General features: G+C 64.0%; 23 protein-coding genes, 1 tRNA gene and 2 pseudogenes. 20 read left to right on the top strand and 6 right to left on the bottom strand.

Annotated features, from left to right (window positions below; all coding sequences use genetic code 11):
• Positions 1-19: 19 nt before the first annotated feature.
• Both H5T73_00990 and H5T73_00985 read right to left on the bottom strand, forming a co-directional pair.
• Positions 20-160, bottom strand: coding sequence for a hypothetical protein (locus H5T73_00990; protein MBC7246340.1), 141 nt, complete (start codon positions 158-160; stop codon positions 20-22).
• A 352-nt stretch (positions 161-512) separates the two neighbouring features.
• Positions 513-1,457, bottom strand: a complete 945-nt coding sequence (locus H5T73_00985) for an ADP-ribosylglycohydrolase family protein (protein ID MBC7246339.1) — start codon at positions 1,455-1,457, stop codon at positions 513-515.
• A gap of 229 nt (positions 1,458-1,686) precedes the next feature.
• On the opposite strand from H5T73_00985, the gene H5T73_00980 reads away from it, so the two are divergent.
• The 10 genes from H5T73_00980 (at position 1,687) to H5T73_00935 (ending at position 14,222) form a co-directional block, all read left to right on the top strand.
• On the top strand, positions 1,687-2,925 hold the full coding sequence (locus H5T73_00980; protein MBC7246338.1) for a hypothetical protein: 1,239 nt from the start codon (positions 1,687-1,689) through the stop codon (positions 2,923-2,925).
• Positions 2,926-3,116: 191 nt separating this feature from the next.
• On the top strand, positions 3,117-3,425 hold the full coding sequence (locus H5T73_00975) for a helix-turn-helix transcriptional regulator (protein ID MBC7246337.1): 309 nt from the start codon (positions 3,117-3,119) through the stop codon (positions 3,423-3,425).
• Positions 3,422-4,687, top strand: a complete 1,266-nt coding sequence (locus tag H5T73_00970; GenBank protein MBC7246336.1) for an MFS transporter — start codon at positions 3,422-3,424, stop codon at positions 4,685-4,687. The genes H5T73_00975 and H5T73_00970 overlap by 4 nt, the downstream gene beginning before the upstream one ends.
• Before the next feature lie 229 nt (positions 4,688-4,916).
• Positions 4,917-7,337, top strand: a complete 2,421-nt coding sequence (locus H5T73_00965; protein ID MBC7246335.1) for a HEAT repeat domain-containing protein — start codon at positions 4,917-4,919, stop codon at positions 7,335-7,337.
• Between the two features lie 254 nt (positions 7,338-7,591).
• Positions 7,592-8,347, top strand: a complete 756-nt coding sequence (locus H5T73_00960; GenBank protein ID MBC7246334.1) for a metal-dependent transcriptional regulator — start codon at positions 7,592-7,594, stop codon at positions 8,345-8,347.
• A 71-nt stretch (positions 8,348-8,418) separates the two neighbouring features.
• Positions 8,419-10,443: a ferrous iron transport protein B gene (gene feoB, locus H5T73_00955; protein ID MBC7246333.1), complete on the top strand. Its 2,025-nt coding sequence runs from the start codon at positions 8,419-8,421 to the stop codon at positions 10,441-10,443.
• Between the two features lie 53 nt (positions 10,444-10,496).
• Entirely contained in the window at positions 10,497-11,483 is a 987-nt protein-coding gene (amrS, locus tag H5T73_00950) for an AmmeMemoRadiSam system radical SAM enzyme (protein MBC7246332.1), read from the top strand.
• Positions 11,484-11,638: 155 nt separating this feature from the next.
• Entirely contained in the window at positions 11,639-12,667 is a 1,029-nt protein-coding gene (locus tag H5T73_00945; protein MBC7246331.1) for a PDZ domain-containing protein, read from the top strand.
• A gap of 346 nt (positions 12,668-13,013) precedes the next feature.
• Positions 13,014-13,271 (top strand): Veg family protein, encoded by a 258-nt coding sequence (locus H5T73_00940; protein ID MBC7246330.1) that lies wholly within the window; start codon positions 13,014-13,016, stop codon positions 13,269-13,271.
• Positions 13,272-13,397: 126 nt separating this feature from the next.
• Positions 13,398-14,222 carry a DUF72 domain-containing protein gene (locus H5T73_00935; GenBank protein MBC7246329.1) on the top strand — a complete coding sequence of 275 codons (825 nt, stop codon included), beginning with the start codon at positions 13,398-13,400 and terminating at the stop codon, positions 14,220-14,222.
• 69 nt (positions 14,223-14,291) lie between these two features.
• Here the strand turns inward: H5T73_00935 and H5T73_00930 are convergent, their stop codons facing one another.
• Together H5T73_00930 and H5T73_00925 are read right to left on the bottom strand one after the other, a co-directional pair.
• Complete coding sequence (locus tag H5T73_00930) at positions 14,292-15,083, bottom strand: SigB/SigF/SigG family RNA polymerase sigma factor (protein ID MBC7246328.1); 792 nt, start codon at positions 15,081-15,083, stop codon at positions 14,292-14,294.
• A gap of 27 nt (positions 15,084-15,110) precedes the next feature.
• A complete protein-coding gene (locus H5T73_00925) occupies positions 15,111-15,497 on the bottom strand; it encodes a hypothetical protein (protein MBC7246327.1) in 387 nt (128 codons plus the stop codon).
• A gap of 464 nt (positions 15,498-15,961) precedes the next feature.
• Here H5T73_00925 and H5T73_00920 point away from each other — a divergent pair, with 464 nt between their 5' ends.
• Together H5T73_00920 and H5T73_00915 are read left to right on the top strand one after the other, a co-directional pair.
• A complete protein-coding gene (locus H5T73_00920; GenBank protein MBC7246326.1) occupies positions 15,962-16,315 on the top strand; it encodes an STAS domain-containing protein in 354 nt (117 codons plus the stop codon).
• 250 nt (positions 16,316-16,565) lie between these two features.
• Positions 16,566-16,650, top strand: a tRNA-Tyr gene (locus H5T73_00915).
• A 207-nt stretch (positions 16,651-16,857) separates the two neighbouring features.
• Here H5T73_00915 and H5T73_00910 read toward each other — a convergent pair.
• Both H5T73_00910 and H5T73_00905 read right to left on the bottom strand, forming a co-directional pair.
• A complete protein-coding gene (locus tag H5T73_00910) occupies positions 16,858-16,977 on the bottom strand; it encodes a hypothetical protein (protein MBC7246325.1) in 120 nt (39 codons plus the stop codon).
• Positions 16,978-17,056: 79 nt separating this feature from the next.
• Positions 17,057-17,260 (bottom strand): annotated as a pseudogene (locus H5T73_00905) (nucleotidyltransferase domain-containing protein).
• A 321-nt stretch (positions 17,261-17,581) separates the two neighbouring features.
• Here H5T73_00905 and H5T73_00900 point away from each other — a divergent pair.
• The 8 genes and pseudogenes from H5T73_00900 (at position 17,582) to H5T73_00865 (ending at position 24,388) form a co-directional block, all read left to right on the top strand.
• Entirely contained in the window at positions 17,582-18,133 is a 552-nt protein-coding gene (locus tag H5T73_00900) for a 2-oxoacid:acceptor oxidoreductase family protein (GenBank protein MBC7246324.1), read from the top strand.
• 6 nt (positions 18,134-18,139) lie between these two features.
• Positions 18,140-18,433: a 4Fe-4S binding protein gene (locus H5T73_00895; GenBank protein MBC7246323.1), complete on the top strand. Its 294-nt coding sequence runs from the start codon at positions 18,140-18,142 to the stop codon at positions 18,431-18,433.
• Between the two features lies 1 nt (position 18,434).
• Entirely contained in the window at positions 18,435-19,613 is a 1,179-nt protein-coding gene (porA, locus tag H5T73_00890) for a pyruvate ferredoxin oxidoreductase (protein MBC7246322.1), read from the top strand.
• A gap of 10 nt (positions 19,614-19,623) precedes the next feature.
• A complete protein-coding gene (locus H5T73_00885) occupies positions 19,624-20,550 on the top strand; it encodes a pyruvate synthase subunit beta (protein ID MBC7246321.1) in 927 nt (308 codons plus the stop codon).
• A gap of 37 nt (positions 20,551-20,587) precedes the next feature.
• Complete coding sequence (locus H5T73_00880; protein MBC7246320.1) at positions 20,588-21,052, top strand: NAD(P)H-dependent oxidoreductase subunit E; 465 nt, start codon at positions 20,588-20,590, stop codon at positions 21,050-21,052.
• Between the two features lie 4 nt (positions 21,053-21,056).
• Positions 21,057-22,913 (top strand): NADH-quinone oxidoreductase subunit NuoF, encoded by a 1,857-nt coding sequence (locus tag H5T73_00875; protein ID MBC7246319.1) that lies wholly within the window; start codon positions 21,057-21,059, stop codon positions 22,911-22,913.
• Between the two features lies 1 nt (position 22,914).
• Positions 22,915-23,661, top strand: a complete 747-nt coding sequence (locus H5T73_00870) for a (2Fe-2S)-binding protein (protein MBC7246318.1) — start codon at positions 22,915-22,917, stop codon at positions 23,659-23,661.
• Between the two features lie 221 nt (positions 23,662-23,882).
• Positions 23,883-24,388: pseudogene (locus tag H5T73_00865) on the top strand (restriction endonuclease).
• Positions 24,389-24,465 lie beyond the last annotated feature (77 nt).

Below are 24,465 nucleotides of genomic sequence, written 5' to 3'. Positions count from 1 at the left end.
TGGCTCGCCCCGCTGTCCGTTAGCCGCCGCCGACGGGAGTGAGGTTGACGTTGATGTTCTCCATCAGTTCCGCCACGGACAGCTTCGCGGGGTCTATGTCGCTGTTCCTGATGTAGCGGTTCAGCAGGTAGAGCAGGAATTCCAGTTCCGGGTTCTCCATCTTCCCTCCCCCCTTTCGCGCTCCTCGCACGCCACGCATTGACCGATCATCCCATAATGACGGACTTATTGATCATTATCTCCGGCGCGGGATTTTTTAAACCGGCTTTCGCCCCGGTGCCGGGGCGCGTTTGCCGGGAGCCGGCCGTTTTCGCGAGGCCGCAGGCTTTCGAGGCGGCGGCGCGGATGTTCGTGCACGCGGCGGGCGGCCGGCATCCCCGACGCGGCGGGCGACCGCGGGGTTTTCCGCCCGTGGCCGGTATGGGCCGATACTGCGATGTCGCCAGGGAGCTTGAAAATGAAGTCTGTTGAACCGGATTTCCGATGACTTGATTTCTGGTGGGCGGCGTGGGCTAACGTTCCGATGTCACGAGGGAGAAGATCTTCCTCGCCAGTGCCGTTATCTCCGCGGCCGCCTCCACGCCCTCGCGCCACCTCCCTGGTATGCCCTCCAGGCCGTTGAAGGCACCGCTTATCGCCCCCGCCACCGCGCCGGTGGTGTCCGTATCCAGGCCGCCCTCCACGGCGCGGGAAACGGTCTCCTCGAAATCCCGGGGCGAGCGCAGGAAGCAGAAGAAGGCGCTGGCCACCGTCTCCACCACGTAGCCGCTGGTTCCCAGCCGGGCCAGCGCCTCCTCCGGCCCCATCTCCTCGGTGAGGAACCTGCCGGCGAGGCGCAGGCGCTCGGCGAGGGCGCAGGGGCCGATGAAGCGTACGGTTTCCTCCAGGAGGGTGGCGGGGTCCAGGTCCCCGCGGGCCGCGCGGGCCACCGCGAAGGCCACGGCCTGGCCCCCCGCCACCGCCTCCGGGTTATTGTGGGTGATGACGGCTACGGCGCGGGCGTCCTCGCGCAGCCGCTCGAGGTCGAGGCAATCCGCGAGGCCCACCGGCGCGATACGCATGGCCACGCCGTTGCCCGCCGCCATCTCGCCGCTCGCCCCGCTTTCCTCGGGCGGGACGCCGGCCAGCAGGCGTTGCATGGCCTCGTAAGTGGAGCCCCCGATGCCCCGCCAGTCACCCGACTTGAACCAGGCGAGGAACTCGCGTGCCGTGTCCGGCGCGTCCACGCGGCCCTTTCTCACGATGCTGCGGGCATGGCAGAGCATCATCTTGGTGTCGTCCGTCCACTGCCCGGCCTTCAACATCCTCCAGGGCGCGTCCAGGAAATCGCGCACCCTCCCCACGCGGTCCCGGATGGAGGTGGCGCGCATACCTTCCAGGGGCATGCCCAGGGCGTCGCCCACCGCCGATCCCAGCAGGCATCCCGTGAACCTCGACTCTCTCAGATCGTGTTCCACGGTCCTCGCCACCTCCCTGCGGACCTGCCGCAGACGGTGCGCGCGCGGCGCGCGTCGCCGCGAGCGGTTACATGCGGCACTGCGCATTCCCGGGTCACCTCATGCATATTGTAAGGTCTCGGCGCCGGTGAGCGGAACACGGGAACAAGGAATTCAAGAAATATCGTGTACACCGGGTTTATGAGCTAATATATTCTCGGTGCCCGGAACGGTGTCTTGTGAGGTGAGTATGCCCGATACCTTGGAGCTGGGAAGCACCTACGGAGAGGGAGACGCGCCGGGGCGGAGGCAGGTCCGCCTTTTCGACCTCCAGGGCAACCATTACGAGATGGGATACCAGCAGGGCCTTCAGATGAGGGAGGCCGTCCGCCATTACTTTGCAAATATTACCAGGAACGAGTTTTTCAACCGGGGCAAACCCGCGCTTCTGCCCGCACGCCTCTACCTCTCGATACGGGCGCACAGGGCGGCGCGCGAGATGGAGAGGGACCTCGCGGATCACTGCCCCCGGCAGAAGATGCGCATGGAAGGCATAAGCAAGGGATCGGGCATCGACGAGGTCATGCTCTACGTGCCCCTGGCGGCGGAGACCGTCATGGCCGGCATCGATTACCGCATAGGAGCATGCACCGCGGCGGCGGTGGGAGAGGAGAGGAGCGCGTTGCGCGAGGTGCTGGTGATCAAGAATTACGATTACCCGGCGGCCTTTCAACCTTATTTCATGACCCGCCTATGCCGCTCCGCGGAGACTTATTCCACCATAGACGTGACCATGGCGACCATGGCGGGATGCCATGACGGCATGAACGAGCACGGCCTGTGCGTTTCCTACAACCACGGGTACGGCACGGATATACCCAGCGTCAACGTCCCCGTCTCCGTGCTGGTCCAGGAGGCCCTGGAAACCTGTGCCAACGTGGAGGAGGCGGCGGAACTGCTCTGCTCGCGGAGGAGGTCGGGAGGCGCCCTGATCCTGCTGGCAGACGCAACGGGGAAGACGCTGGCAGTGGAACTTTCCCCCAACTTCTGCGGGGTGCGCGAGGCGGAGGAGGGCATCCTGGTGGCCACCAACCACTACCGCTGCCGGGAGATGATCTCTTACGACGTGCCGCGCAACGCCTACTACACCAGCCGCAACGTGCAGGCCCTCAGGGGGGTGCGCGTGCACGAATCGAGCGAATTGCGTTACGCGAGGGCGGTACAGCTGCTCTCGGCCCTGGAGACCGTGACCATCAAGGACCTGTGGAGTGTTTTCAGCGATCACGGCGAGAGCGGGCGCGGGGACGACAACACCATATGCCGGCACGGGCCTTATTTCGCCACCACCTGCTCCCTGATCATGCTGCCGCGCAGCCGCAGGCTCCTGGTCACCTACGGCCACCCCTGCGAGTCGACCTTCAGCGACTTTCCCGATCCCTTCGGTGCCCGTGCGGAAGGTGGGGAAGGGGAAGTGGAAAGCGAAGCGTAAGGGCGGCCTTCCCCTCACGAGAGGAGCTTCCGCGCACGAGCGTGCGGCTCCCGTTTATCCTTGGTCTTGGCCTGCAGTGCGCCGCTCGTCCGCTTCTCAGCGTGGACGTTCAGTGCACACTGGTTGCTTGACGATGATCGGGCCAAGAGTTAATATCGGAACACGATATCGAATTCAGATATGATATGAAAATGTACCGAGATCTGTTCCTGGGTTTCGTGAAGGTGCACATACTCCACCACGCCGCAAGAGGAAGCATCAGCGGAGTGGGGATGTCAAGCGAGCTTGCCCGGCACGGTTATTCGATCAGCCCGGGCACCCTTTACCCAACCCTGCGGAAGCTGGAAAGGGATGGTTACCTGAAGAGCTGGAGCGGGGTGGAGGGGGGTCGTCGCCGCGTGTATTACACGGCTACGGCGAAGGGAAGAAAAGCGCTGGAGAAGGCCAGGGTCCAGGCCCTTGAGCTGGTGCGGGAGATCATGGAGGACCGGGAAGCATGAGAAGAGGCGCGGGTGGCGGTGAGAGTGGAGGCGACATCGCGGGGTTCTCGCGCAACGTCTTCATCCTCGGCCTGGTGAGTTTCTGTAACGACCTCTCCAGCGAGATGGTATACCCTCTCTTTCCCACTTTCCTCACGGAGTTCCTCGGCGCGGGGGCCTGGTTCCTGGGGCTGGTCGAGGGCCTAGCCGATTCCGTGGCCAGCCTGCTCAACCTCTTCTCCGGCTGGTGGTCCGACCGCTTGAGGCGGCGCAAGGGGCTGGTGACGGGGGGATACGCTTTTTCTGCGCTCTCCCGCGGTTCGCTGGCCCTGGCCGCCGCGCCCTGGCAGGCGCTCATCGGCTGGTTCTGCAACCGGGTGGGCAAGGGGCTGCGGACCGCTCCGCGCGATGCCCTCATCGCCGATTCCTGCGATCCGGCGGCGCGGGGGCGGGCCTTCGGTTACCACCGTTCCATGGATCACAGCGGAGCGCTGCTGGGAGCGGCCGCGGCCTCCCTCCTCGTCACCGCCTTTTCCCTCGGGTATCGCACCATCTTCGCCCTGGCCATGCTGCCCGTCTTCCTGGGCATCCTCCTCCTCGCCTGGCAGGTGCGGGAGGCGGAAAGCCCTGCGTGCGCGGACGGGCAGGCCGCGGGAGAGCTTGTAAAGGAGACCGCGGGAGAGCAACCGGCGGCTCCCCTGCGGTTGAGCCTCAGGCCCTTCGACCGGCGGTTCAAATGGCTGCTCGCCGCCGTCTTCCTCTTCACCCTGGGAAACTCGAGCGACGCCTTTCTCCTGCTGCGTGCGCGCCGGGCAGGCGGTTTTCCCCTGGCCCTGCTGCCGGCGTTGTGGGGGGTCCTGCACGTGGTCAAGGCCACCGTGTCCATACCCGGCGGCCGCCTCTCCGACCGCCTGGGAAGGAAGAGGGTGATCGTGGCAGGCTGGTCCATCTACGTGCTGGCCTACTGCGGCTTCGCCTTCCTTACCGGGGCGGGCTGGATATGGCTCCTTTTCGTGGTCTACGGGTTCTACTACCTGACGGAGGGCGTCCTCAAGGCATACGTGGCCGACGTGGTGCCTACCCGGCAGAGGGGAAGCGCGTACGGGATCTTCAACTTCGTGATCAGCGTGACCGTGCTCCCGGCCTCGCTGCTCATGGGGCTGCTGTGGGACACGGTGGGTGCACGGCCCGCTTTCCTTGTCGGCGCAGGGCTCGCCCTGGTCGCCATGCTGGTTCTCTCCGTTGCGCCGCGTGGAGGTGCTGGGTGCGACGCGAGAGCGTGAAACGGCCGCCTCGGGCAGCGGGATTCCACGACCACTCCAAAGGGCCGGAGCGGTGAAGCCGTTATATCGCGACGAGGCCCGCCGCGGCGAGACCCTTCCCTCGCGGGGCGCCTTCCGTAAATGGGGGGCGAAGGGATACCGATATAGCTTATAGAAAAATGGAAGGAAGCGGGAAAGAGCGGCGGGTGTAAGGCATTAACGGTAACCAGGAAGGCGGAAAGCGGGGGCGATGATGGACGATTCCAGCGCGCAGGATTTCGCCGCTCGCTCCATGGCCGTTCTCGGCTCCCTGCACGCGGCCATGGTCAATTACCATCTTTATCCACCCACCTCTGAGATAGTACAGGACTCGGTAAAGAGGGCACGGGAGGAAATGGAAACGATCCTGCGCGATCTGGGAAACATCACCTTCTGCGAGTTGGAAGGAAAACTGCTGATCAACGATTTCTGCCTCGAGGAAAAGGACCAGGCGCGTCCCAACACCGCGGCCTTCCTCAGGGACCTGGGCATGTGGGAGGTGAGGAGCATCACCTTCGAGGAAGGGCTTAGCGGCGAGGAGCTGCGCGATTTCCTCGAGATATTCGGGCGCAGGAGGTCGGAGCGTACCCCGGGGGCGGGCCTGGGAGCGTTGCTGCTCGAGGCGGGGATAACGCACGTCAAGGTGGACGAGAAGATCTACGTCTCCCTGAGCAAGGACCAGGAGATCTCCGCGACGTCCGCTTCCCCGGCCGCCCAGGCCGTGGATCTCCTGCGGGACGAGGTGTTCGTGCGTTTCCTGGTGGGGAACGTGCCCGCGGTGGAGGTTCCGCAGGAGGAAGTGGCGGAGCTGCTTTCCGACCCACGCAAGGTGAACGCGGCCTTCCAGGCGGTGATGATGGGTTACGAGAGCGCGGGGGGCGCGGTGGGGCCGGAGAAGGCGCGACTGATAAGGGATACCGTGAACCGCATGTACGGGCTGGTGGAAAAGCTGGCCGACGAGGAGCTCAAGAGGAACCTCAACGAGGAGATGGTGGAGATACTCGCGGCCCTGGAACCCGAGACCCTCGTCGAGGTGCTCAGCGAGCAGGCGCCGCAGGCGGTGAAAGACCCGCAGACGAGGCGGGAGATCATCTCCTCGGTGGAGGGAGAGAACGTGCTCAAGCTGACCGACCAGGTGGTGGAGAAATACCTCCGTCTCCTGGACGAGAGGGAGGACATGGACCCCGGCGACTTCCGGGATATCGCGGCCGTGTTGAACGAGATCATCGCCGACATCTACATGGAGGCCGACCCCTCGTACCACGCGGAGATAACCGGCAGACTGCGCGCGTCCGGGCTGCTCGCGCGGCTGGCCGCCACCCATCCCCAGGCCGGCAAGGACATGGAGACCTATGCCCTCATATGCGACATACGCGCTTCCGGCTCGCTGCGCGTCCTGGAGGGCCTGGACGACGAAGCGGTCATCCAGGTGGCGGGGAAGTTGCTGGACATGGGCGAGGAGGAGATAGCGGCGCGCATCATCGCCGCCACCACCCGCAACCTCGAAAGCGACCGCCCGGAGTTTCGCCTCCGTGCATGCCGTTTCCTGCAGGAGATGCACCAGGACTTCAGGAAAAGGGGGCGCCGTGCGGAGATAGCGGACAGGGCCCCCCATGTGCTTGCGTTGCTGAAAAGGGAGGGGAACGGCGAGGTGAAGGCGGGGTTGCTGTCCCTCCTCGCATGCCTGGCGGGCGACCTTTTCCTGGAGGGGAGAACGGGCGATTTCCGGGACGTCTGCGAAGCCCTGCTCGCGCTGGCCACGGGGCCCGACGAGCAGGATGCCCGCGCGGCATCGGCCGCGCTCTCCTCGCTCAACGCGTGGGACGTGGGGAGGCCGCTCGCCGAACACGTCTTCGGAGACGACGAAGAGCTCGCCTCGCTTGCGGGCAGGGTGCTGCCCTTCCTGGAGCAGTCGCTGACCGTCGTGGACATAGTGGACCGCCTCAAGGGAGAGGAGGCGGTCAGGGTCACGCCGCAGCTGGCAGAGGTCGCGCGTTCGCTGGGGGAGCCCATGCTGGCCGCCCTGCGCGAGTCCCTGGAGGCCAACCTGCGGGAGGAGGTTTACGTCCGTATCCTGGACCTGCTGGGGATGATGGGGGGGAACGCGGCGTTGGAGGTGGTCAAGTCGGTGGAAAACAATCCCATCCCGGGGGTGAGGGCACACGCCATGCGCACGCTGGCCAGGATGTCGCCGGGGGACCCGACGCTGCTGCCGCATTTCCTGCGCGCCCTGCGCGACCAGGAGGCGGACGTGCGGCGGGAGGGGGTGAGGGGCCTGGGCACCATCGACGACCCCCGTTCCGTGGAGGCGCTCCTGGGCATAGTGCAGGGCAAGGCGCCCGTGGGCGAGGAACATCCCCGTGTGGAGGAAGCGGCGTGCCTGGCGCTCGCCAGGCTGGGGCCGCAGAGCGCGGTGGCGCCGCTCATGGACCTGTTGCGCAAGAAGGTCTTCAGCCTCCGCAGGCATGCCGCCCATCCACGGGTGAAGGCCGCGGCCTGCTATGCCCTGGGGCAGATAGGGGGGCCGGAGGCGGCGGAGCTCGTGCGCGGTTACCTCGACGACCCCGACCCCATATTACGAAACGAAGCGCGCAAGGCGGTCGCCCTCTTCCGGCAGCGCGGCTTCCTCTAGGACGGGGCCCGTTGCCGCACTTCTCCATCCAGCTTGCCCTCTTTAAGTCATTGCTTTAATGGGAACGCAGTCTTATAGTTATATAAGCCTAATGTTTATGCGAAGGTACGTTTTATGTTCAAGGGCGGCGATGCAGGGGAAGGGGGCGAAGACGTCGGGGGGAACGGGGAGCGGTCGGGGGCGCGGCAGCGTGATGCCGGGCGGTTGGGGCGGCGTTAGGGCCTGGAGGAGGAAGGACAAGGAAGGTGGGAAGGATGCTCACGGAAAAGATGGAGGAGTACCTGGAGGCGCTGTTCAAGCTGAGCCGGGAGGAAAAAGCGCTCACCCCGACCCGCCTGGCCGAGCACCTCAAACTCACGCCCCCTACGGTGCTGGACATGCTGCGACGCCTGGAGGCGGAGGGGTACGTGCGCTACCTCGATGCGGGCGGCGGGAAGGGAAAAGGCAAGGGCAAGGGCTACGGCAGGGCAAAACGCATCATCGCCCTCACGCCGCGGGGCGAGCGGGCGGCGAGGACGCTGGTGAGGCGCCACCGCCTCTCGGAGCGCTTCCTCACCGACATGCTGGGGCTGGACTGGGAGGCGGCCCACCGGGAAGCCTGCCGTCTGGAGCACGTCATCTCCCCGGAGGTGGAGGAGAAGCTGGCCGAGATGCTGGGCAACCCGGAGACGTGTCCCCACGGGTATCCCATTCCCGACGAGAACGGCCACATGGAGGACTGCGAGGTGAAGCCCCTCTGCGATTTTTCACCCGACGAGAAGGGATGCATAGCAAGGGTGGAGGAGGAAGAGCCTCGCCTCCTGCAGTACCTCGCCTCGCTGGGCCTCATGCCCGACGTCGACGTGGAGGTCATGGAGGTGGCTCCCTTCGGCGGACCCCTGCTGGTGAAGATAGGTGATGCCCAGTACGCGCTGGGCAGGGAGGTGGCCTCAAAGATCTGGACCAGGAAGGGTCGGGGAAGGGCGAAGGGCAGGGGAGGGGGACCGCGCCACCGCGGCGGTAGCCGTTAGCGCGGGGATGCCATGCGAGGAAAGGGACGACGCCCAGTGCGTTCCCTGCGCCGCGGCCGGCAGGTGAGGGGATGAAGGGCGAGCGGCTGGAGGCACTGGAGAAACTGCGCGAACGCGCAGAGCTCCTGCTTGCGCTGGCAGGAAATCCCAACGTGGGAAAATCCACCATCTTTAACCGCCTTACCGGCATGGGGGTGATGACCGCCAATTATCCCGGCATGACGGTGGAGCTCAACCTCGCGCTCAGCGAGTTCGCGGGACGCCGCCTGGGCATCATGGACCTGCCCGGCACCTATGCCCTGGGGGCGGTCTCCGAGGACCAGCTCGTGGCCCGCAGGGGGGTCCTGCAGGGCAAGCCAGACGTGGTCATCGTCATCCTCGATGCCAACAACCTGGCGCGCAATCTCTACCTTCTACTGCAGTTCATGGACCTCGCATGCCCGGTGGTGGCGGCGCTGAACCTGGTCGACCAGGCGGAGAAGGCGGGGATACACACCGACGTGGAGCTCCTCTCCGAGTACCTCGGGGTACCGGTGGTCCCTACCGTGGGCGTCAGGGGGGACGGGCTGAACGAGCTGATCGGCCAGGCGGTGGAGGTGGCCGAGCGCCGCGAGGATTATCCCGTCATCCCCTTCTCCTACGCGGAGGACATCGAGTCCCGCGTGCGCAGGCTGGCCGCCCGCATCGAGCAGGAGGGCGTGGAGACCCCCTTCGGTCTCCCCCCGCGCGCCCTGGCCATCCTCCTCCTGGAGGAGGACGAGGAGATGGTGAGGCTCATGGAGGAAAAGGAGGGCGGAGAGGAGGTCTTACGCTACGCGCGCCGGCTGGGGGAGGAGATCGCGCGAGACCACGGGGAGAGGGCGAGCCTGATCATCGCGCGGGAACGGCACGGCATAGCGGGAAGCATCGCCTCCGGCGTGCAGGTGCGACGGGAGTACCAACGCCCCCTGCCGGGGGAGAGGTTGTGGGAGTACACCACCTCCTTCCGCACGGGCATACCCCTGCTGGCGCTGGTGCTGGGGGCCGTCTTCACGGCGATCTTCTGGGGCGGGGGGGAGCTTGCCGGCCTCTTCTCCCGCTTCTGGGAGAGCCTGGTGAGCGATCCGCTGGGGCGCGTCCTGGACGGCGCGCTCGGCGCCGGGACCCTCTCCAGGGTCATCCAGTGGGGCGTGGACGGGGCGGGTGCGGTGCTGGAGATCGCCCTTCCCTACCTGCTGCTCTTCTACCTCATCCTGGCGCTGCTCGAGGACAGCGGCTACCTGAACGCGGCGGCCTTTCTCGCCGACCGCTTCATGCACCGCCTGGGCCTGCACGGCCGCGCCGTGATACCCATCGTCTCCGCCGTGGGCTGCAACGTCCCGGCGATCATGGGCACCAGGGTGCTCTCCACGCGCAGGGAACGCGTCATCGCCTGCGTGCTCATCGTCCTGGTCCCCTGCAGCGCGCGGGTGGCGGTGATCATGGGGGGCGTATCCCGCTTCCTGGGATGGGGTTACGCGCTGCTGCTCTTCGCCATCGTCTTTCTGCTGGTGGTGCTGGCGGGGTTGCTGCTCAACAAGGTGATGCCGGGGGAGTCCGCCGGGCTGGTCATGGAGATGTTCCCCTTCCGGGCGCCCTCCCTGGCGAACGTGCTCAAGAAGACCTGGCTGCGCGTGAAGGATTTCCTCGCGGTCGCGGCGCCCCTCATCGTGGCGGGTAGCGTCGTCCTCGGCCTGCTCTACGAGACGGGTTGGATAGCGAGGCTCACCACCCCCCTGAGGCCCCTGGCGGAGTGGTGGCTGGGGATCCCCGCCGTGGCCCTCCTCGCTCTCATCCTGGGCTTCCTGCGCAAGGAGCTGGCCCTGGCGCTGCTGGTGGTGCTCGCCGCCCGCGTCATCCCCGGGGTGAGCGAAAGCTCCAACCTGCTGGATTTCATGACCCGCGGCCAGGTCTTCACCTTCGTGCTCCTTTGCTCCGTCTACATACCCTGCGTGGCCACGCTGGCGGTGCTGTGGAGGGAACTGGGGGCGAGGGACTCCCTGCTCATCACCGCGTCCACCGTCGTCCTCGCCCTTGTCCTGGGCGGCATCGCCCACCTCGTGCTGGTGCTCTTTTAAGGGTAGAATGACAGGGAGGGAAGGGGTGAAGAACAGGGAGGGAAGGGGTGAAGATGAAGGAAGCGCTCTACTACGAGAAGCTGGAAGGGGGGCGGGTGCACTGCCTCCTCTGCCCCCAGGACTGCGTCATCGCGCCCGGCAGGAAGGGGTTCTGCCGCGTGCGGGTCAACGTGGACGGGGTGCTTTACGCGGAGAACTACGAGCGGGCCATGGCCCGCTCCATGGACCCCATCGAAAAGAAGCCCCTTTACCATTTTCATCCCGGACAACCCATCTATTCCCTGGGCACGCGCGGCTGCAACCAGCGCTGCGATTTCTGCCAGAACTGGCATATGCTGGAAGATGACGCGCCCACCGGCGAACTCGCCGTCCGCGACGCGGTGGAGGACGCCGTCCGCCGCCGCTCGCCGGGCATCGCCTACACCTACAACGAGCCCACCATCTGGTACGAGTTCGTCCTGGAATGCGCGCAGCTCGCCAGGGAAAAGGGATTGTTCAACGTGCTGGTGACCAACGGGTCCATAAACCCCGAACCCTTCGCGCGCCTGGCTCCCTACGTGGACGCCATGAACATCGACGTCAAGTCCATGGACCCCGAGTTCTACCGCAAGATATGCAAGTCCAGGCTGGAGCCGGTGCTGGAGACCTGCCGGGCGGCGCGGGAGGCGGGCATCCACGTGGAGATAACCAACCTGGTCATCCCAACCCTCAACGACTCCGACGAGCTCTTCGAGCGCCTGGTGGACTTCGTGCACGGGCTGGGACCGGAGGTGCCCCTCCACTTCTCCGCCTACTTCCCCGCCTACAAGATGACCATCGAGCCCACGCCCCTCGCGGCCCTGTTGCGGGCGCGGGATATAGCCGTCAGGAAACTGTACTACGTGTTCCTTGGCAACGTGGCGCTGGCCGACGGCTCGCACACCTACTGCCCCCAGTGCGGCAACCTGCTCATCGAACGGCGCGGGTACGCCGTCTCCGTCAAGGGCATAGAGGAGAAGAGGTGCAGGCGTTGCGGGAGAACGGTGGACGTGGTCATGTGAGGCGTCCCCGGAAAGGTCCCGGCAGGGATCCCGGGTACGGTCCCGGGAGAGGAACGGGCCTCCTTGCGGGTGGCCGGGTTCCCGGTCGGGCCAGGAAGGAAGGGGGCAGATACAGGCCACCGGCGGGGGCCATAAAGGCACTACTCCTTTTCCTCTTGCCCTTGCTCTTCCTCTTCTGGTCGGTGCCCACGGGGTTCCTGCTCGAGGGGCCGGGACCGTCATTCGACCTGCAGTCGGGCATCACCGTGCAGGGAGCCGGCACTTACGGGGCACGGGGCGAGCTCATGCTCACCTCCGTCAGCCTGCGGGAGGCACGCCTCTTCAACCACCTGGCGCACCTTTTCGGCGACGAGCGCTACATGCTGAAGGCGAGGGAATACCTGGGGGAAGGGCTGGACGTGGAGGGGCAGAACAGGGTGGACGAGGCGGTCACCCTGCTCAGCCGCAACAGCGCCGCGGTGGTGGGCCTGCGGAAGATGGGCCTCGAGGTGGAGGTGGAGGAGCTAGGCGTGCTGGTGGTCGCGGTTGCGGCGGGGTACCCGGCGGAGGGGAAGCTCGCGGTTGGGGAGGTCGTGGTCTCCGTTAACGGCGCCGCGGTCAGGAACGCCGTGGAGCTGGGAAAGCTCATAGACGCGGCCCCGCACGGCGAAGAGGTGATCCTCGGGGTTCGAAAAATGGACGAGGAAGAGCTGCATGCCGCCTGGGAGGAAGGCGGCAAGACAGGCATCTCCGCCCTCCTCGGCCTCTCCAACCTTCTTGGCGAGGAAAGGAAGGTGGCCCTTGCCCCCGTCTGGGAGCCCAGGCTGGGAAGGTGGGTCATCGGCGCATCCACGCGTGACTATTTCGACTACGAGTCGGAGGTGGAGGTGGAATGGCGGCTGGAGGCGGTCAAGGGACCCTCGGCGGGGTTGATGCTGGCCCTTTCCTTGGTGAACGCGCTCACGCCCGAGGACATCACCCGGGGTCGCAAGGTGGCGGGGACGGGGGAGATTTTTCCGGACGGCAGCGTGGGCCCCGTAGGGGGGTTACCCATGAAAATACGGGCGGCGGAGGCCGGCGGCGCGGAGGTCTTCCTCTACCCGGCGGCGAACGAGGATGACCTCGCGGGGGTCGAGACATCCCTCCGCCTCATCCCCGTTGAGAGCCTCGAGGACGCCCTGCTCGCCCTCGAGGGGCTGCAGTGAAGCTGCGCCGGCCTCGGCGCAACCTTCGCAATGGATAAGACCACGAGAACAGCCCTCGCGTAACCGTCGCAATGGATAAAGTGTTGATTTACATCGAGATATGGCCACGTGGAGATAAAAGCGCCGGATCAGAGCTGCCCCGAGCTCCTTTAGCGGCTTTTTCTGCACATCGTGGAAGGACAACAGGGGGAGGGCGGCGAAATCCATAGCGAGGCAAGGGCATAATTGGCGGAACAAAACCGCCATATCTTCCGTCAATCGTGTTAGAATGTAGGTGGAGATAAGGGAAAGGTTATGGTATAATCTTGCTTTCCCGGTCCCGGAATGAATAGAGGTGATCGAAAGCATGAAGCCAGCGGGAATCGAGAACCAGAACCTGTCGGACATCATGGAGGACATGCGCAAGCTGGTGGGAAAGGTCGTGCGCATCTCCGTCAAGGAGTCGAAGCCCAAAACGCACTGGGAGGAGAGAGAGGGAGTTATCGAGGGGGTTTACCCCACCGTGTTCCTTTTCCGCTTCAAGAATCGCCGCAACGTGGACGAGCGCGTCGCATACAGCTACATAGACGTGGCCATCGATGACGTGAAGATCCTCAAGAACTGAAACCACCGCTGAAACCTTACGTCGATCCTATACCCGGAATAAGCGGTCAAGGGAGTAAGTATAAGGGTAATGTTGAGCTTTACATAAGGACGCAAGGCGCGCACCTGTTCCTTCGGGGGCGATCACGTGATCTATATAGGCACGGCGGGTTTCAGCTACCAGGACTGGAAAGGAGCCTTTTACCCCGAGGGGCAGGATAAGAAGTACATGCTTGAATACTACTCGTCCCGTTTCCCGGTGGTGGAGGTGAACAGCACATGGCACGCCCTGCCCTCGCCACGCGCCATACTCTCCATGGCCCGTAGGACTCCCATAGACTTCAGGTTCATCGTTAAGGTTTACCAGGGCCTCACCCATAAATACCGGGACAACCGGGAGGAGTTCGGGCGTTTTCTCGAGGTGATCCGCCCCCTGGAGGATCACGGGAAGCTCGCCTGCCTGCTGGCCCAGTTCCCTTGGGGTTTTAAGAACACGCCCGCCAACCGCGACTACCTGCGCCTCTTCCGGGAGCTCCTGCCCTCTCGGGACCTGGTGGTGGAGTTCCGCAACGAGGGGTGGATAACGGAGGAGACCGTGGAGCTGCTGCGCGACCTGCGCATGGGCTTCTGCTGCGTGGACGAGCCCCGCCTCAGGGGGCTGGTGAAACCGCACGTCATCCTCACCTCTCACATCGGGTACGTGCGCTTTCATGGCAGAAATTACCAGGCATGGTGGGACCGCAACCGCCAGTCCTGGGAGCGCTACGACTACCTCTACAGCGAGGACGAGCTGCGGGAATGGGTGCCCGGCCTGCTGGCCCTGGACGGCGGGGCGGAAAGGACCTACGCCATCTTCAACAACCATTACCGGGGCAAGGCCCCCCGCAACGCCGTCATGCTCGCCTCCCTGCTCCCCCCCGAGAGGGTGGTCCCCCTGCGGGTGGAGGAGAAGGAGATGCGGCTCTGGGAGTAGCGGGAGGGGGAGCAGAAACCCGCGGATGGTACCCTGCCGGGTGCCCGGGGTCGTCTTCCCGCGGGCCCCTCAGGGCGCCATGTCCGTACCCAGGTCGTCGCGGAGCTTGTCGAGTATCTTGCGCAGCAGGCGCGATACGTGCATCTGGGAGATGTTCAACTCCCTGGCGATCTCCATCTGGGTAAGGCCGCGGAAGAAACGCATGTAAATGACCTTCTGCTCGCGGTCCGAGAGGCGGGTGAGAAGCTTGGCCAGCGCGTCGCGGTCCTCCGCCAGCGAGAAGTCGTTGTCCTCCCCCCCCAGGTAGTCAAGAAGGCAGAAGCCGCGGTCATCGCCTTCGTTCAGGTAGATGCTGTCCAGGCTGAGATAGTTGGCGGCGTAAGAGCTCTCCAGTATCTCAACCACCTCCTCCAGGCTCACATCGAGGTGCTCGGCCACCTCCTGCAGGGTGGGAGAGCGGTGCAGTTCCTGGGTGAGCTGGTCGATGGCCTGGTTGAGCTCGAGGTCGCGCATCTGCAGGCGGCGGGGGATGCGGATCGCCCAGCCCTTGTCGCGGAAGTAGCGCTTGAGCTCGCCCACGATGGTGGGGGTGGCATAGGTGCTGAACTCCACGCCGCGGTCCAGGTCGTAGCGGTCGATGGCCTTGATGAGACCCACGAAGCCCACCTGGAGAAGGTCCTCGAGGGGTTCCCCGCGGTTGGCGAATTTCCTGGCCAGGTACTCCACCAGGTGGATGTTGAGGGAGATGAGTTCGTCCCGGACCCTTGGATCCCCGGTCTCTCTCAGGAGCTTGAAAAGCTCCCGGATCCTCTCCCTTCGCTCTTGCCGTCGCTCTTCTTCCCTCACGGAACGACTCCTCATGGAAGGATGCGCCTCGGTGAAGCCTTCCTAGCCGGGTAATTTCTTCCGCAGGGAAATGCGGCAGGCAGCCTCCTCCCTCTGCAGGTCCACCTGGTCGACGACGGATTCCATGATCATGCGGCTGAACGACTCGGGTATAGCGGAACGCGTTTCGCCGTTCGCGGCCAGCTCCGATTTAAGGACGATTTCAAGGTACTCCTTCCCGGGATCTATTTCAACTTCCAGCGAGGATTCGCGGGGGGCATGGGCGATGGCGTAGTTGCTCGCCTCGTCCACCGCGAGGCGCAGGTCCTCGAGCCGGGAGAGGTCGAAGCGCATGCGGCTGGCGATGAGGTATACGGTCAGGCGGATGAGCTGCCGCGAAAAGGGTTCGGCGGGAAGGCGCAGGCGGACGACCTCGCCGTTCCTTTCCATCTTCCTCACCTCCCTGTGTTCCGCGTTCCGTTCAGTGCTCTACGGTCCGGCCCCGTGCCCCGCGACCCCTTCCGAGGGCCACTCCTTGTTGCGGCCTCGTGTATGCCGGGCTCCACGGTCCCGACCCGTGTCCGGGGCGCCGCCTGGTTTCCGCCGCGCGCCCGTGTGCGCCTGCCGTGACCTCCCTGTCTTTCCTCCACGGGCCCGTTCGCGCCTGCCGTGACCTCACGGGCTTTCCGCCGCGGGCCCGTGTGCGCCTGCCGTGACCTCACGGGCTTTCCTCCACGGGCCCGTTCGCGCCTGCCGTGACCTCACGGGCTTTCCGCCGCCAGGCCGCGGCCGTTCCCGGGCCACGCTATAGTTTTTCCCAACCGGGGGCGTCTCAAACTTGATAAGCCGGCGGCGTTTCGTGTTAAATGTTAGGTGAGCGAGGCGGAAGAGGATACCTCGGGAAAGGAGTAAGATTGAAGGAAACGGGGGATATCTTTTTTCGCACGAAGGTCAGGGAGGTAGCGGGAATACCGGTCATCGAGCTGGAAGGCGAGGTGGACCTCTCCACTTCGCCCGCGTTCAAGGAAGAGGTATACAAGGTCATAGAGTCGGGCAAGCGCGACGTGGTCATCGACCTGGACGGCCTGGATTTCATGGATTCCACCGGCCTGGGAGTGCTGGTGGCGGTGCTCAAGAAGACAAGCGTGGAGGGAGGCAGCGTGCGCCTGGTGTGCAGCAAGCGCAGCATCCTCAAGGTCTTCAGCATCACCGGCCTGGACAAAGTCTTCGCCATTTACGATAATCTGCAGCGGTGCCTGGACGGTTGAGCCGGGTGCCGCGGGCGTCGCGGGTCGCCCTGAACGCGGGGACGGCCGGGAAAAACTGTGACCCACGGAATGTAGGCGGTGGAAACGAAGCGACAGGCAGGCCCATGCATGATGCAGGCCGGGATCCGCGTCGGGATTTAGGTGTCCGGCGCGCTTGCAGAAATTAGCAGTAGATAGATTGCGGAAGACGCGCAGTAGATATAAAGATAGCTATATACTATATAGGGAGCAAGGGAATTCGAGATGTGGCGGGGGAGTACCCGAGTGGCCAAAGGGGACGGACTGTAAATCCGTTGGCGCAGCCTTCGATGGTTCGAATCCATCCTCCCCCACCAGGAACAAAAGAGCAGGCCGGAGAGTGTTCTCTCCGGCCTGAAACATATTTTGTACAAATATATCTCTGATATCTCTGTGTCCACGCTTGTCGACTGCCTGGATTCACTGCGGTGCTACGATCATGTTTTCTTGGATGAAGTTATTTCTGGGATGAGGTCATCGATGCATGAAGCAAGCAAGAGGTTCTAAGGGTAAAGGCTGATTGATCAGTCTTGATTAATGCCTTTGATCAAATCCTCTAGCAATGGCTTGGTTCCTGGCAGATTCACCATAACGATCCTCCATATTATGGAGAGGTCGATGTCGAAATACTCGTGGTAGATGATATTCCTGAGGCCGGTCCCTCATGTACAAGCTACCTCTCTCATTATCTTTTCCTTGAATTGCGGCCTCAGCGCCTTTTCGCCCCAAGACATCCTCAAGATATTTAAGAATGTCCACGAACTCCCAGCCTTCAGGTTCACCAAACTCGACGAGGATATCTATGTCGCCAAGTTCTCCTTCCCCCCTTACGTAGGAGCCGAAGACACTTATTTCCTTAACCTTGAACCTCTCGGCAAGAATCTCCTTCTGGCTGGAAAGAATTGCCTTTACCTCTTCCAAGTCCATCGCCGGCCCTCCTTCTACCTCGTAACCTATCCAGATCATAAATCGTTTAGGAGACGGGATTCGTCGCGGATGCCAGGACAAGGCAACCGTTTCGGTCAATAAATGGTCGATACGGCTGAGCGCAACCGGGCGGGGTTAAGAGGGTGTGGGTCTTGACCGGGGTCATTAAGGATGACGCCCCGCGAATTATACACTTGAACCGATTGGAGATTCGGATATAATATTAAAAATCTCGCCAGGAGAGCGAGGCCCGCAGGGGACACAGGACGGGACGCAAGGCGCAACAGCTAGCCGGGTCTCTTGTACGTAGGAGATCAACGCATGCTGGAAATAAGGTTTCACGGAAGGGGCGGTCAGGGAGCGGTCACCTCGGCCGAGCTGCTCGCCGTGGCGGCCATAAACAAGGGCATGTACGCCCAGGCCTTCCCGAGCTTCGGGCCCGAGCGCAGGGGCGCCCCGGTGGTGGCTTTCTGCAGGTTGGACGACAAGAGGATCCTCGCCCGCGCCAAGGTGTACGAGCCGGACGTGGTGGTCATCCTCGACTCGGGGCTCCTGACCCTGATCGACCCCGTGGAAGGGCTGAAGCCGGACGGCATACTCATCATCAACACCAAGAAGTCCTACGAAGAGATAATGAATGAGTGCCGTTTCTCCTGCCGGGTCGGCACCGTCAACGCCGACCAGATAGCGCGGGAAGAGCTGGGGCGGGTGATCGTGAACACCACCATGCTGGGTGCGGTCATGAGGGCGACCGGCCTGCTGGAGGTCGAGGATATGCGAGGGCCCATGCTGGAGCGCTTCGGGCCCAAGCTGGGAGAGAAGAACATGAAGGCCCTGGAAAGAGCCTATAACGAGCTGGTGTTAAAGGAGTAAGCGGACGTGGCCAGACCTATGGAAGAGATCAGGTGGCAGGACCTGGAAATAGGGGCGGCGGTCAGCGAGCCCGGGTGCTCCAGGGAATACAAGACTGGGAGCTGGCGCTCGCTCCGGCCGGTGGTCGACAAGGAGCAGTGCATCCGCTGCGGCGTGTGCTGGCTGTACTGCCCCGACGCGGCCATCGACAGGTCCGAGGAAGGGCATTTCGAGGCCGACCTGGAGTACTGCAAGGGGTGCGGCATCTGCGCCAGGGAATGCCCCGTAGGCTGCATCACCATGGTGATCGAGGAAGGATGACATGGCCAAGGAGCGCAGGGGAATAGAGGTGTCGCTGGCCATAGCGGAGGCGGTGGCGCAGGCGGACTGCGACGTCGTGGCCGCCTACCCCATCACGCCGCAGACCCATATCGTGGAGCACCTCTCCGAGCTGGTGGCCGACGGTCACCTGGACGCCGAATTCGTGCCGGTGGAGAGCGAGCACTCGGCCATGAGCGTGTGCTGCGGCGCCGCCGCCGTGGGCGCCCGCACCTTCACCTCCACCGCCTCGCAGGGGCTGGCCCTGATGGCGGAGATATTCTTCATCGCCTCGGCCATGCGCTTCCCCGTGGTCATGGCCCTGGCCAACCGTTCCCTCTCCGCGCCGCTGTCCATCTGGAACGACCACGCCGACACCATGATGGTGCGCGACGGCGGCTGGATACACATTTTCGTGGAGAACGGTCAGGAGGCCTACGACCACGTGTTCTGGGCCTTCCGCGTGGCAGAGGACCCCGCGGTGCGCCTGCCCGTGGCCATAAACATCGACGGCTTCATCATGACCCACATGATCGAGCCCGTCGACTTCGAGGACGACGAGCTGATCAAGCGTTACATCCCCGAGTTCAAGATGGAGAAAGCCCTGCACCCGGACAACCCGGTTTCCATGGGGTGTTTCGGCATGCCCGAGATATACACGGAGACGCAGATGGCCCGCGAGCAGGCCCTGGTAGGTTCCTACGCCACCTGCGTAAAGGCGTGGGAGGAGTGGGCCGAGCTCACCGGGCGGCGGTACCACCCCGTCGAGACCTACAGGGCCGAAGACGCCGAGTACTGCATCGTGACCATGGGTTCCCTCGGCGAGACGGCCATGGCCGCCGTGGACGAGCTGAGGGAGCAGGGGGAGAAGGTCGGGGTGATCAAGATCCGGCTGTGGCGCCCCTTCCCGTTCGACGAGCTCTACAGGGCGGCGGACGGCAAGGAAGCCCTTATCGTGCTGGACCGCGCCATAAGTTTCGGGGGTCCCGGCGGCCCGGTGGCCCTGGAGCTGAGGAGCGCCCTGTGCCGCAGGCCGCAGTCGCCGGCGGTGGTGGACTACGTGGCGGGGCTGGCGAGCAGGGACGTGACCGTGGAGGATTTCAAGGCCATCATCCTGGGGGGGAAGGCCAAGGCAGCCGCGGGAGACACGGCCGGTTTCACGCTCTACGGCGTGCGCGAGTGAGGAGTAAGGCATGGACAAGTTCTCGGTCTATTCGGCGAGGCTGGTAGAAAAGGGCGAGTTCTTCGCCCAAGGCCACCGCGCCTGCCAGGGCTGCGCCGAGGCGCTGGCCGTCCGCCTGGTCATGAAGGCCCTGGGGCGCAACACCATCGTGGCCATGGCCACGGGCTGCATGGAGATCGTCTCCTCGCCGCTGCCCACCACGGCCTGGGAGGTGCCCTGGATCCACGTGGCCTTCGAGAACGCCTCGGCCGTGATCACCGGCTGCGAGTCGGGCATGAAGGCCATGATGCGCAAGGGGAAGCTGCCTCCCAAGAAGATAAACTTCGTGGCCATGGGCGGAGACGGCGCCACCGCCGATATCGGCATGGGCCAGCTCTCCGGAGCCCTGGAGAGGGGGCACGACTTCATCTACGTGTGCTACGACAACGAGGCCTACATGAACACGGGCATCCAGCGCTCCAGCGCCACTCCCTGGGGCGCCAGCACCACCACCAGCCCGGCCGGCAAGCTGTCCAAGGGACAGCGTACCCAGAAGAAGGACTTGCCCAAGATCGCCATCGCCCACAACATCCCCTACGTGGCCACGGCCTGCCCCAGCTTTCCCTTCGACCTCATGGAGAAGGTGAAGAAGGCCGCCGCCATCGAGGGCCCGGCATACCTGCATATCCTTTCTGTGTGCCCCACGGGGTGGCGCATCCCCTCGGAGGAGGCCATCAGGTACGGGCGCCTGGCCGTGAACTCATGCGTGTTCCCGCTCTACGAATGCGAGTACGGGAGATACCGCCTCACCTACAGGCCGGACCCCATCCTGCCCGTGCGGGAATACATCGAGGGGCAGGGCCGCTTCCGGCACCTGACTCCCGAGGACATCGAGGCCATCCAGGAACGCACCACGGCGGAGTACGAGAAGCTGGTGAGACTCAGCGAAGAGGGTTGATCGTATGACGGACATGACTCAGGACACGACCCAGGATATGGCCCAGGACGTAGCCCGGTTCGACCGCATCATAGACCGTTACGAGAAAACGGAGGAATCGCTCCTGGCCATCCTGCAGGATTTCCAGCGCGAGTTCCAGTACGTCCCCGAGGAGGGCATACGCCGCCTGAGCGAGGTCATGGGGGTGCCCGAGAGCAAGCTCTACGCCATGGGCACCTTCTACAAGGCCCTTTCGCTCACCCCGCGCGGCAGGCACACCATCAAGGTCTGCACGGGGACGGCCTGCCATCTCAAGGGCGCGCCCCAGATCCTGGAAGCGCTGGAGCGGGAGCTGAAGGTGAAGCGCAACGGCACCACGGAGGACGGGGAGTTCACGCTGGAATGCGTCAACTGCGTGGGGGCCTGCGCCATGGCGCCGGTGACCCTGGTGGACGAGGTGTACCACGGGCAGACCCGCCCCTCCAAGATCATGGATATCGTGAAGAAACAGGTCGGGGGCTAGGGATATGGGAGCCATCAACTCCATAGAACGACTGGAGGCATACCGCCGGGAGCTCGCGGCGGCGGCCAAGCCCGACCTGCCCACGGTGTTGGTGTGCTTCGGCACCGGCTGCCAGGCCAACGGCTCCAGGCTGGTGGCGGAGGCCTTCATGGACGTCATAAAGGAGCAGGGGCTCCAGGTGGACGTGAACATCGGCATCAAGACCACGGGCTGCCACGGCTACTGCGAGAACGGGCCGCTGGTGGCGCTCAGGCCCCAGGATATCCTCTACCTCAAGGTGAAACCGGAGGACGTTCCGGAGATAGTGGAGGAATCCATCAAGGGCAGCCGCGTCGTGGAGCGGCTGGTCTACCGGGACAAGGTCACCGACGAGGTCGTCCCGCGCTACAGCGAGATCCCCTTCTACAAGCACCAGCACCGCATCGCGCTCAGGCACATCGGCACCATCGACCCGACCGATATCGACGACTACATCCTGGCGGGCGGCTATGCCGGGCTGGCCAAGGCGCTGGGGATGAAGCCCGACGACATCATCTCCGAGGTGGAACGCTCGGGCCTGCGCGGGCGCGGCGGCGCCGGCTTCCCCGCCGGGACCAAGTGGCGCTCCTGCGCGGCGGTGGAGAGCGACGTCCGCTACGTGCTTTGCAACGGCGACGAGGGCGACCCGGGCGCCTTCATGGACCGCTCCATCATGGAGGGCGACCCGCACGCGGTCATCGAGGGCATGATCATCGGGGCCTTCGCCGTGGGCTCGCGCCAGGGCTACATCTACGTGCGCGACGAGTACCCCTTGGCGGTGCGGAACCTCACCGCCGCCATCGAGGCGGCGCGCGAGAAGGGCCTGCTGGGCGAGAACATCCTGGGCAGCGGCTTTTCTTTCGACATCAAGATCAGCCGCGGCGGCGGCGCATTCGTGTGCGGCGAATCCTCGGCCCTCATGCGCTCGGTGGCGGGCGAGGTGGGCGAGCCGCGCGCCAAGTACATCCGCTCGGTGGAGAGGGGCCTCTACGACAAGCCCACAGTCCTCAACAACGTCGAGACCTGGGCCAACGTGCCGGAGATCATCCTCAAGGGCGCGGAATGGTACGCGAGCATGGGCACGGAGGGCTCCAAGGGCACCAAGGTCTTCTCCCTGGTGGGAAAGGTCAACAACACCGGCCTGGTGGAGGTGCCCATGGGCGTCACCATACGCGAGCTGGTGGAGAACATCGGCGGAGGCGTCCGGGGGGGCAAGAGGTTCAAGGCGGTGCAGACAGGCGGCCCCTCCGGCGGCTGCATCCCCGAACGCCTGGCGGACCTGCCCATCGATTTCGACAGCCTCACCGAGGCCGGCTCCATGATGGGGTCAGGCGGCATCATCGTCATGGACGAGGACACCTGCATGGTGGACGTGGCCAAGTACTTCACCGGGTTCCTGGTGGAGGAGTCCTGCGGGAAGTGCACCCCCTGCCGGGACGGCCTGCCGCGCATCCTCGACCTGCTCACCGACATCACCGAGGGCCGCGGCAGGGAGGAGCACCTGGCCATGCTGGAAGAGCTGTGCGACCTGCTGACCTGGGGAGCGCTGTGCGGCCTAGGGACCTCGGCCGCCAACCCGGTGCTCTCCACCATCAAGTACTTCCGCGACGAATACGAGGCGCACATCAAAGACAGGAAGTGCCCGGCCGGGGTGTGCAAGGCGCTCATCACCTATTCCATAGACCCGGAGGCCTGCACCGGGTGCCGCCTCTGCGCCAAGAACTGCCCGCAGGGATGCATCACGGGCAAGCGCAAGGAGCCCCACGTGATCGACACGTCCAAGTGCATAAAGTGCGGCGTCTGCAAGGACGTCTGCACCTTCGACGCGGTGAGGATCTCGTAACATGAAAGATAGGGAAAAGATGGAAAGGGTAAGCGTCGTCATCGACGGGAGGACCTTCGAGGCCGTGAAGGACCAGTGCGTGCTGGAAGTGGCCCGCGAGAACGGCATCTACATCCCCTCCCTGTGCTACAACAGCGAGGTGACGACGAGCGGCGGCTCCTGCCGCGTCTGCCTGGTGGAAGCCCACCAGGGCGGCAGGATGAGGCTGGTGACCTCCTGCAACTACCCGGTGCGCAAGGGCCTGGAGGTGAAGACGGACACCCCCCTGGTGCGCAGGATCCGCAGGGGCGTGCTGGAGCTGCTCCTGGCGCGCGTGCCGGATTCCGAGGTGATAAGGGACATGGCAGCCGCCGAGGGTATTACCGAGGTGCGCTTCCGCAAGGACGAGGGCGAGAACAACCGCTACAAGTGCATAGCCTGCGCGTTGTGCACCAACATCTGCGCCGAGGTGGTGGGCGTGCACGCCATAGCCATGACCGAGCGCGGTGCGGACAAGAAGCCCGCCACCCCCTACCACAAGCCGTCGGACGTCTGCATCGGCTGCGGCGCCTGCGCCTACGCCTGCCCCACCGGGGCCATCTCCCTGAAGGAGAAGGACGGCGTGCGCCGCATATGGGGAAAGGATTTCAACATGGTCAGGTGCAGCGTCTGCGGCACCCCGTATATACCAGAGGCCCAGGTGGACTGGATAGTGAGGAAAACGGGCAAGGACAGGTCCTTCTTCGACAAGTGCCCCGATCACCGCTAAGGGGGCGGCGCCTCGCAATCCCCGGACACAGGGGCCAGGCAGCGGGGTTTCAGGACTCGCTTTGTGCCCGGGGATAAGAACTGGATTCACCCATCGATTTTGGGAATGTATAGAACGCACAATCATGCCTCCGCCAGCCGATCGTAATAAGGATATTCTCCGATTTTCGTGTAAAATGGAGTGGTAGGTGCAATAGGGAAAGTGTGAACATGGAGGGCGCTATGGCCATCCCGGATTATCAGAGCTTATTTCTGCCGCTGCTGAAGATTGTGGGGAGTGGCAGAGAGATTTCGCTATCCGATGCAGTGGAAAAGCTAGCCGAACAATTTAGGTTAACTGAGGAGGAGAGGAAGACCCTACTACCTAGCGGCAGGCAGCGCCTATTCGACAACAGGGTCGGATGGGCCAGGACCCACCTAAAAAGGATTGCTTGGGCCTCGATACCATTTATATCCAGGCAAAGAGGTGGGAAGGAACGGTAGGGAGCCCCGAGATCCAGAAGTTCATCGGCGCCCTGGAAGGGCGGAAGTCCAAGAAAGGTATCTTCATCACCACCTCGAATTTCTCCGAAGAAGCCAAGAAGTTCGCCTCAAGCGTAAGCAGCAAAGTCGTGCTTATCGATGGCGAAACCCTGGCACAATACATGATCGATTTCAACATAGGCGTGACCCGGGTCGCTACATATGAGATCAAGAAGATGGACGCGGATTATTTCGCCGAAGGTTGATTCGCTGCTTAATGCTTTGACGGCACTCGTCTTCTTTCTGCCCATAGATTCGTCAGCTATGGATTTCCTGCTCATGT

The organism is Actinomycetota bacterium, from assembly GCA_014360655.1.
Classification (GTDB): Bacteria; Actinomycetota; Geothermincolia; order Geothermincolales; family RBG-13-55-18; genus JACIXC01.
The sequence above is the reverse complement of the archived record's forward strand: the minus strand, read 5'-3'. Positions and strand labels throughout refer to the sequence as shown.

Coding starts and splice junctions, on each gene's coding strand:
- H5T73_00960 (MBC7246334.1), top strand. CDS start 7,592: ATGCTCACGGAAAAGATGGAGGAGTACCTGGAGGCGCTGTTCAAGCTG.
- H5T73_00885 (MBC7246321.1), top strand. CDS start 19,624: ATGGACAAGTTCTCGGTCTATTCGGCGAGGCTGGTAGAAAAGGGCGAG.
- H5T73_00925 (MBC7246327.1), bottom strand. CDS start 15,497: ATGGAAAGGAACGGCGAGGTCGTCCGCCTGCGCCTTCCCGCCGAACCC.
- H5T73_00870 (MBC7246318.1), top strand. CDS start 22,915: ATGAAAGATAGGGAAAAGATGGAAAGGGTAAGCGTCGTCATCGACGGG.
- H5T73_00980 (MBC7246338.1), top strand. CDS start 1,687: ATGCCCGATACCTTGGAGCTGGGAAGCACCTACGGAGAGGGAGACGCG.
- H5T73_00990 (MBC7246340.1), bottom strand. CDS start 160: ATGGAGAACCCGGAACTGGAATTCCTGCTCTACCTGCTGAACCGCTAC.
- H5T73_00880 (MBC7246320.1), top strand. CDS start 20,588: ATGGCCCAGGACGTAGCCCGGTTCGACCGCATCATAGACCGTTACGAG.
- H5T73_00970 (MBC7246336.1), top strand. CDS start 3,422: ATGAGAAGAGGCGCGGGTGGCGGTGAGAGTGGAGGCGACATCGCGGGG.
- porA (MBC7246322.1), top strand. CDS start 18,435: ATGGCCAAGGAGCGCAGGGGAATAGAGGTGTCGCTGGCCATAGCGGAG.
- amrS (MBC7246332.1), top strand. CDS start 10,497: ATGAAGGAAGCGCTCTACTACGAGAAGCTGGAAGGGGGGCGGGTGCAC.
- H5T73_00875 (MBC7246319.1), top strand. CDS start 21,057: ATGGGAGCCATCAACTCCATAGAACGACTGGAGGCATACCGCCGGGAG.
- H5T73_00940 (MBC7246330.1), top strand. CDS start 13,014: ATGAAGCCAGCGGGAATCGAGAACCAGAACCTGTCGGACATCATGGAG.
- H5T73_00930 (MBC7246328.1), bottom strand. CDS start 15,083: ATGAGGAGTCGTTCCGTGAGGGAAGAAGAGCGACGGCAAGAGCGAAGG.
- feoB (MBC7246333.1), top strand. CDS start 8,419: ATGAAGGGCGAGCGGCTGGAGGCACTGGAGAAACTGCGCGAACGCGCA.
- H5T73_00965 (MBC7246335.1), top strand. CDS start 4,917: ATGATGGACGATTCCAGCGCGCAGGATTTCGCCGCTCGCTCCATGGCC.
- H5T73_00900 (MBC7246324.1), top strand. CDS start 17,582: ATGCTGGAAATAAGGTTTCACGGAAGGGGCGGTCAGGGAGCGGTCACC.
- H5T73_00975 (MBC7246337.1), top strand. CDS start 3,117: ATGTACCGAGATCTGTTCCTGGGTTTCGTGAAGGTGCACATACTCCAC.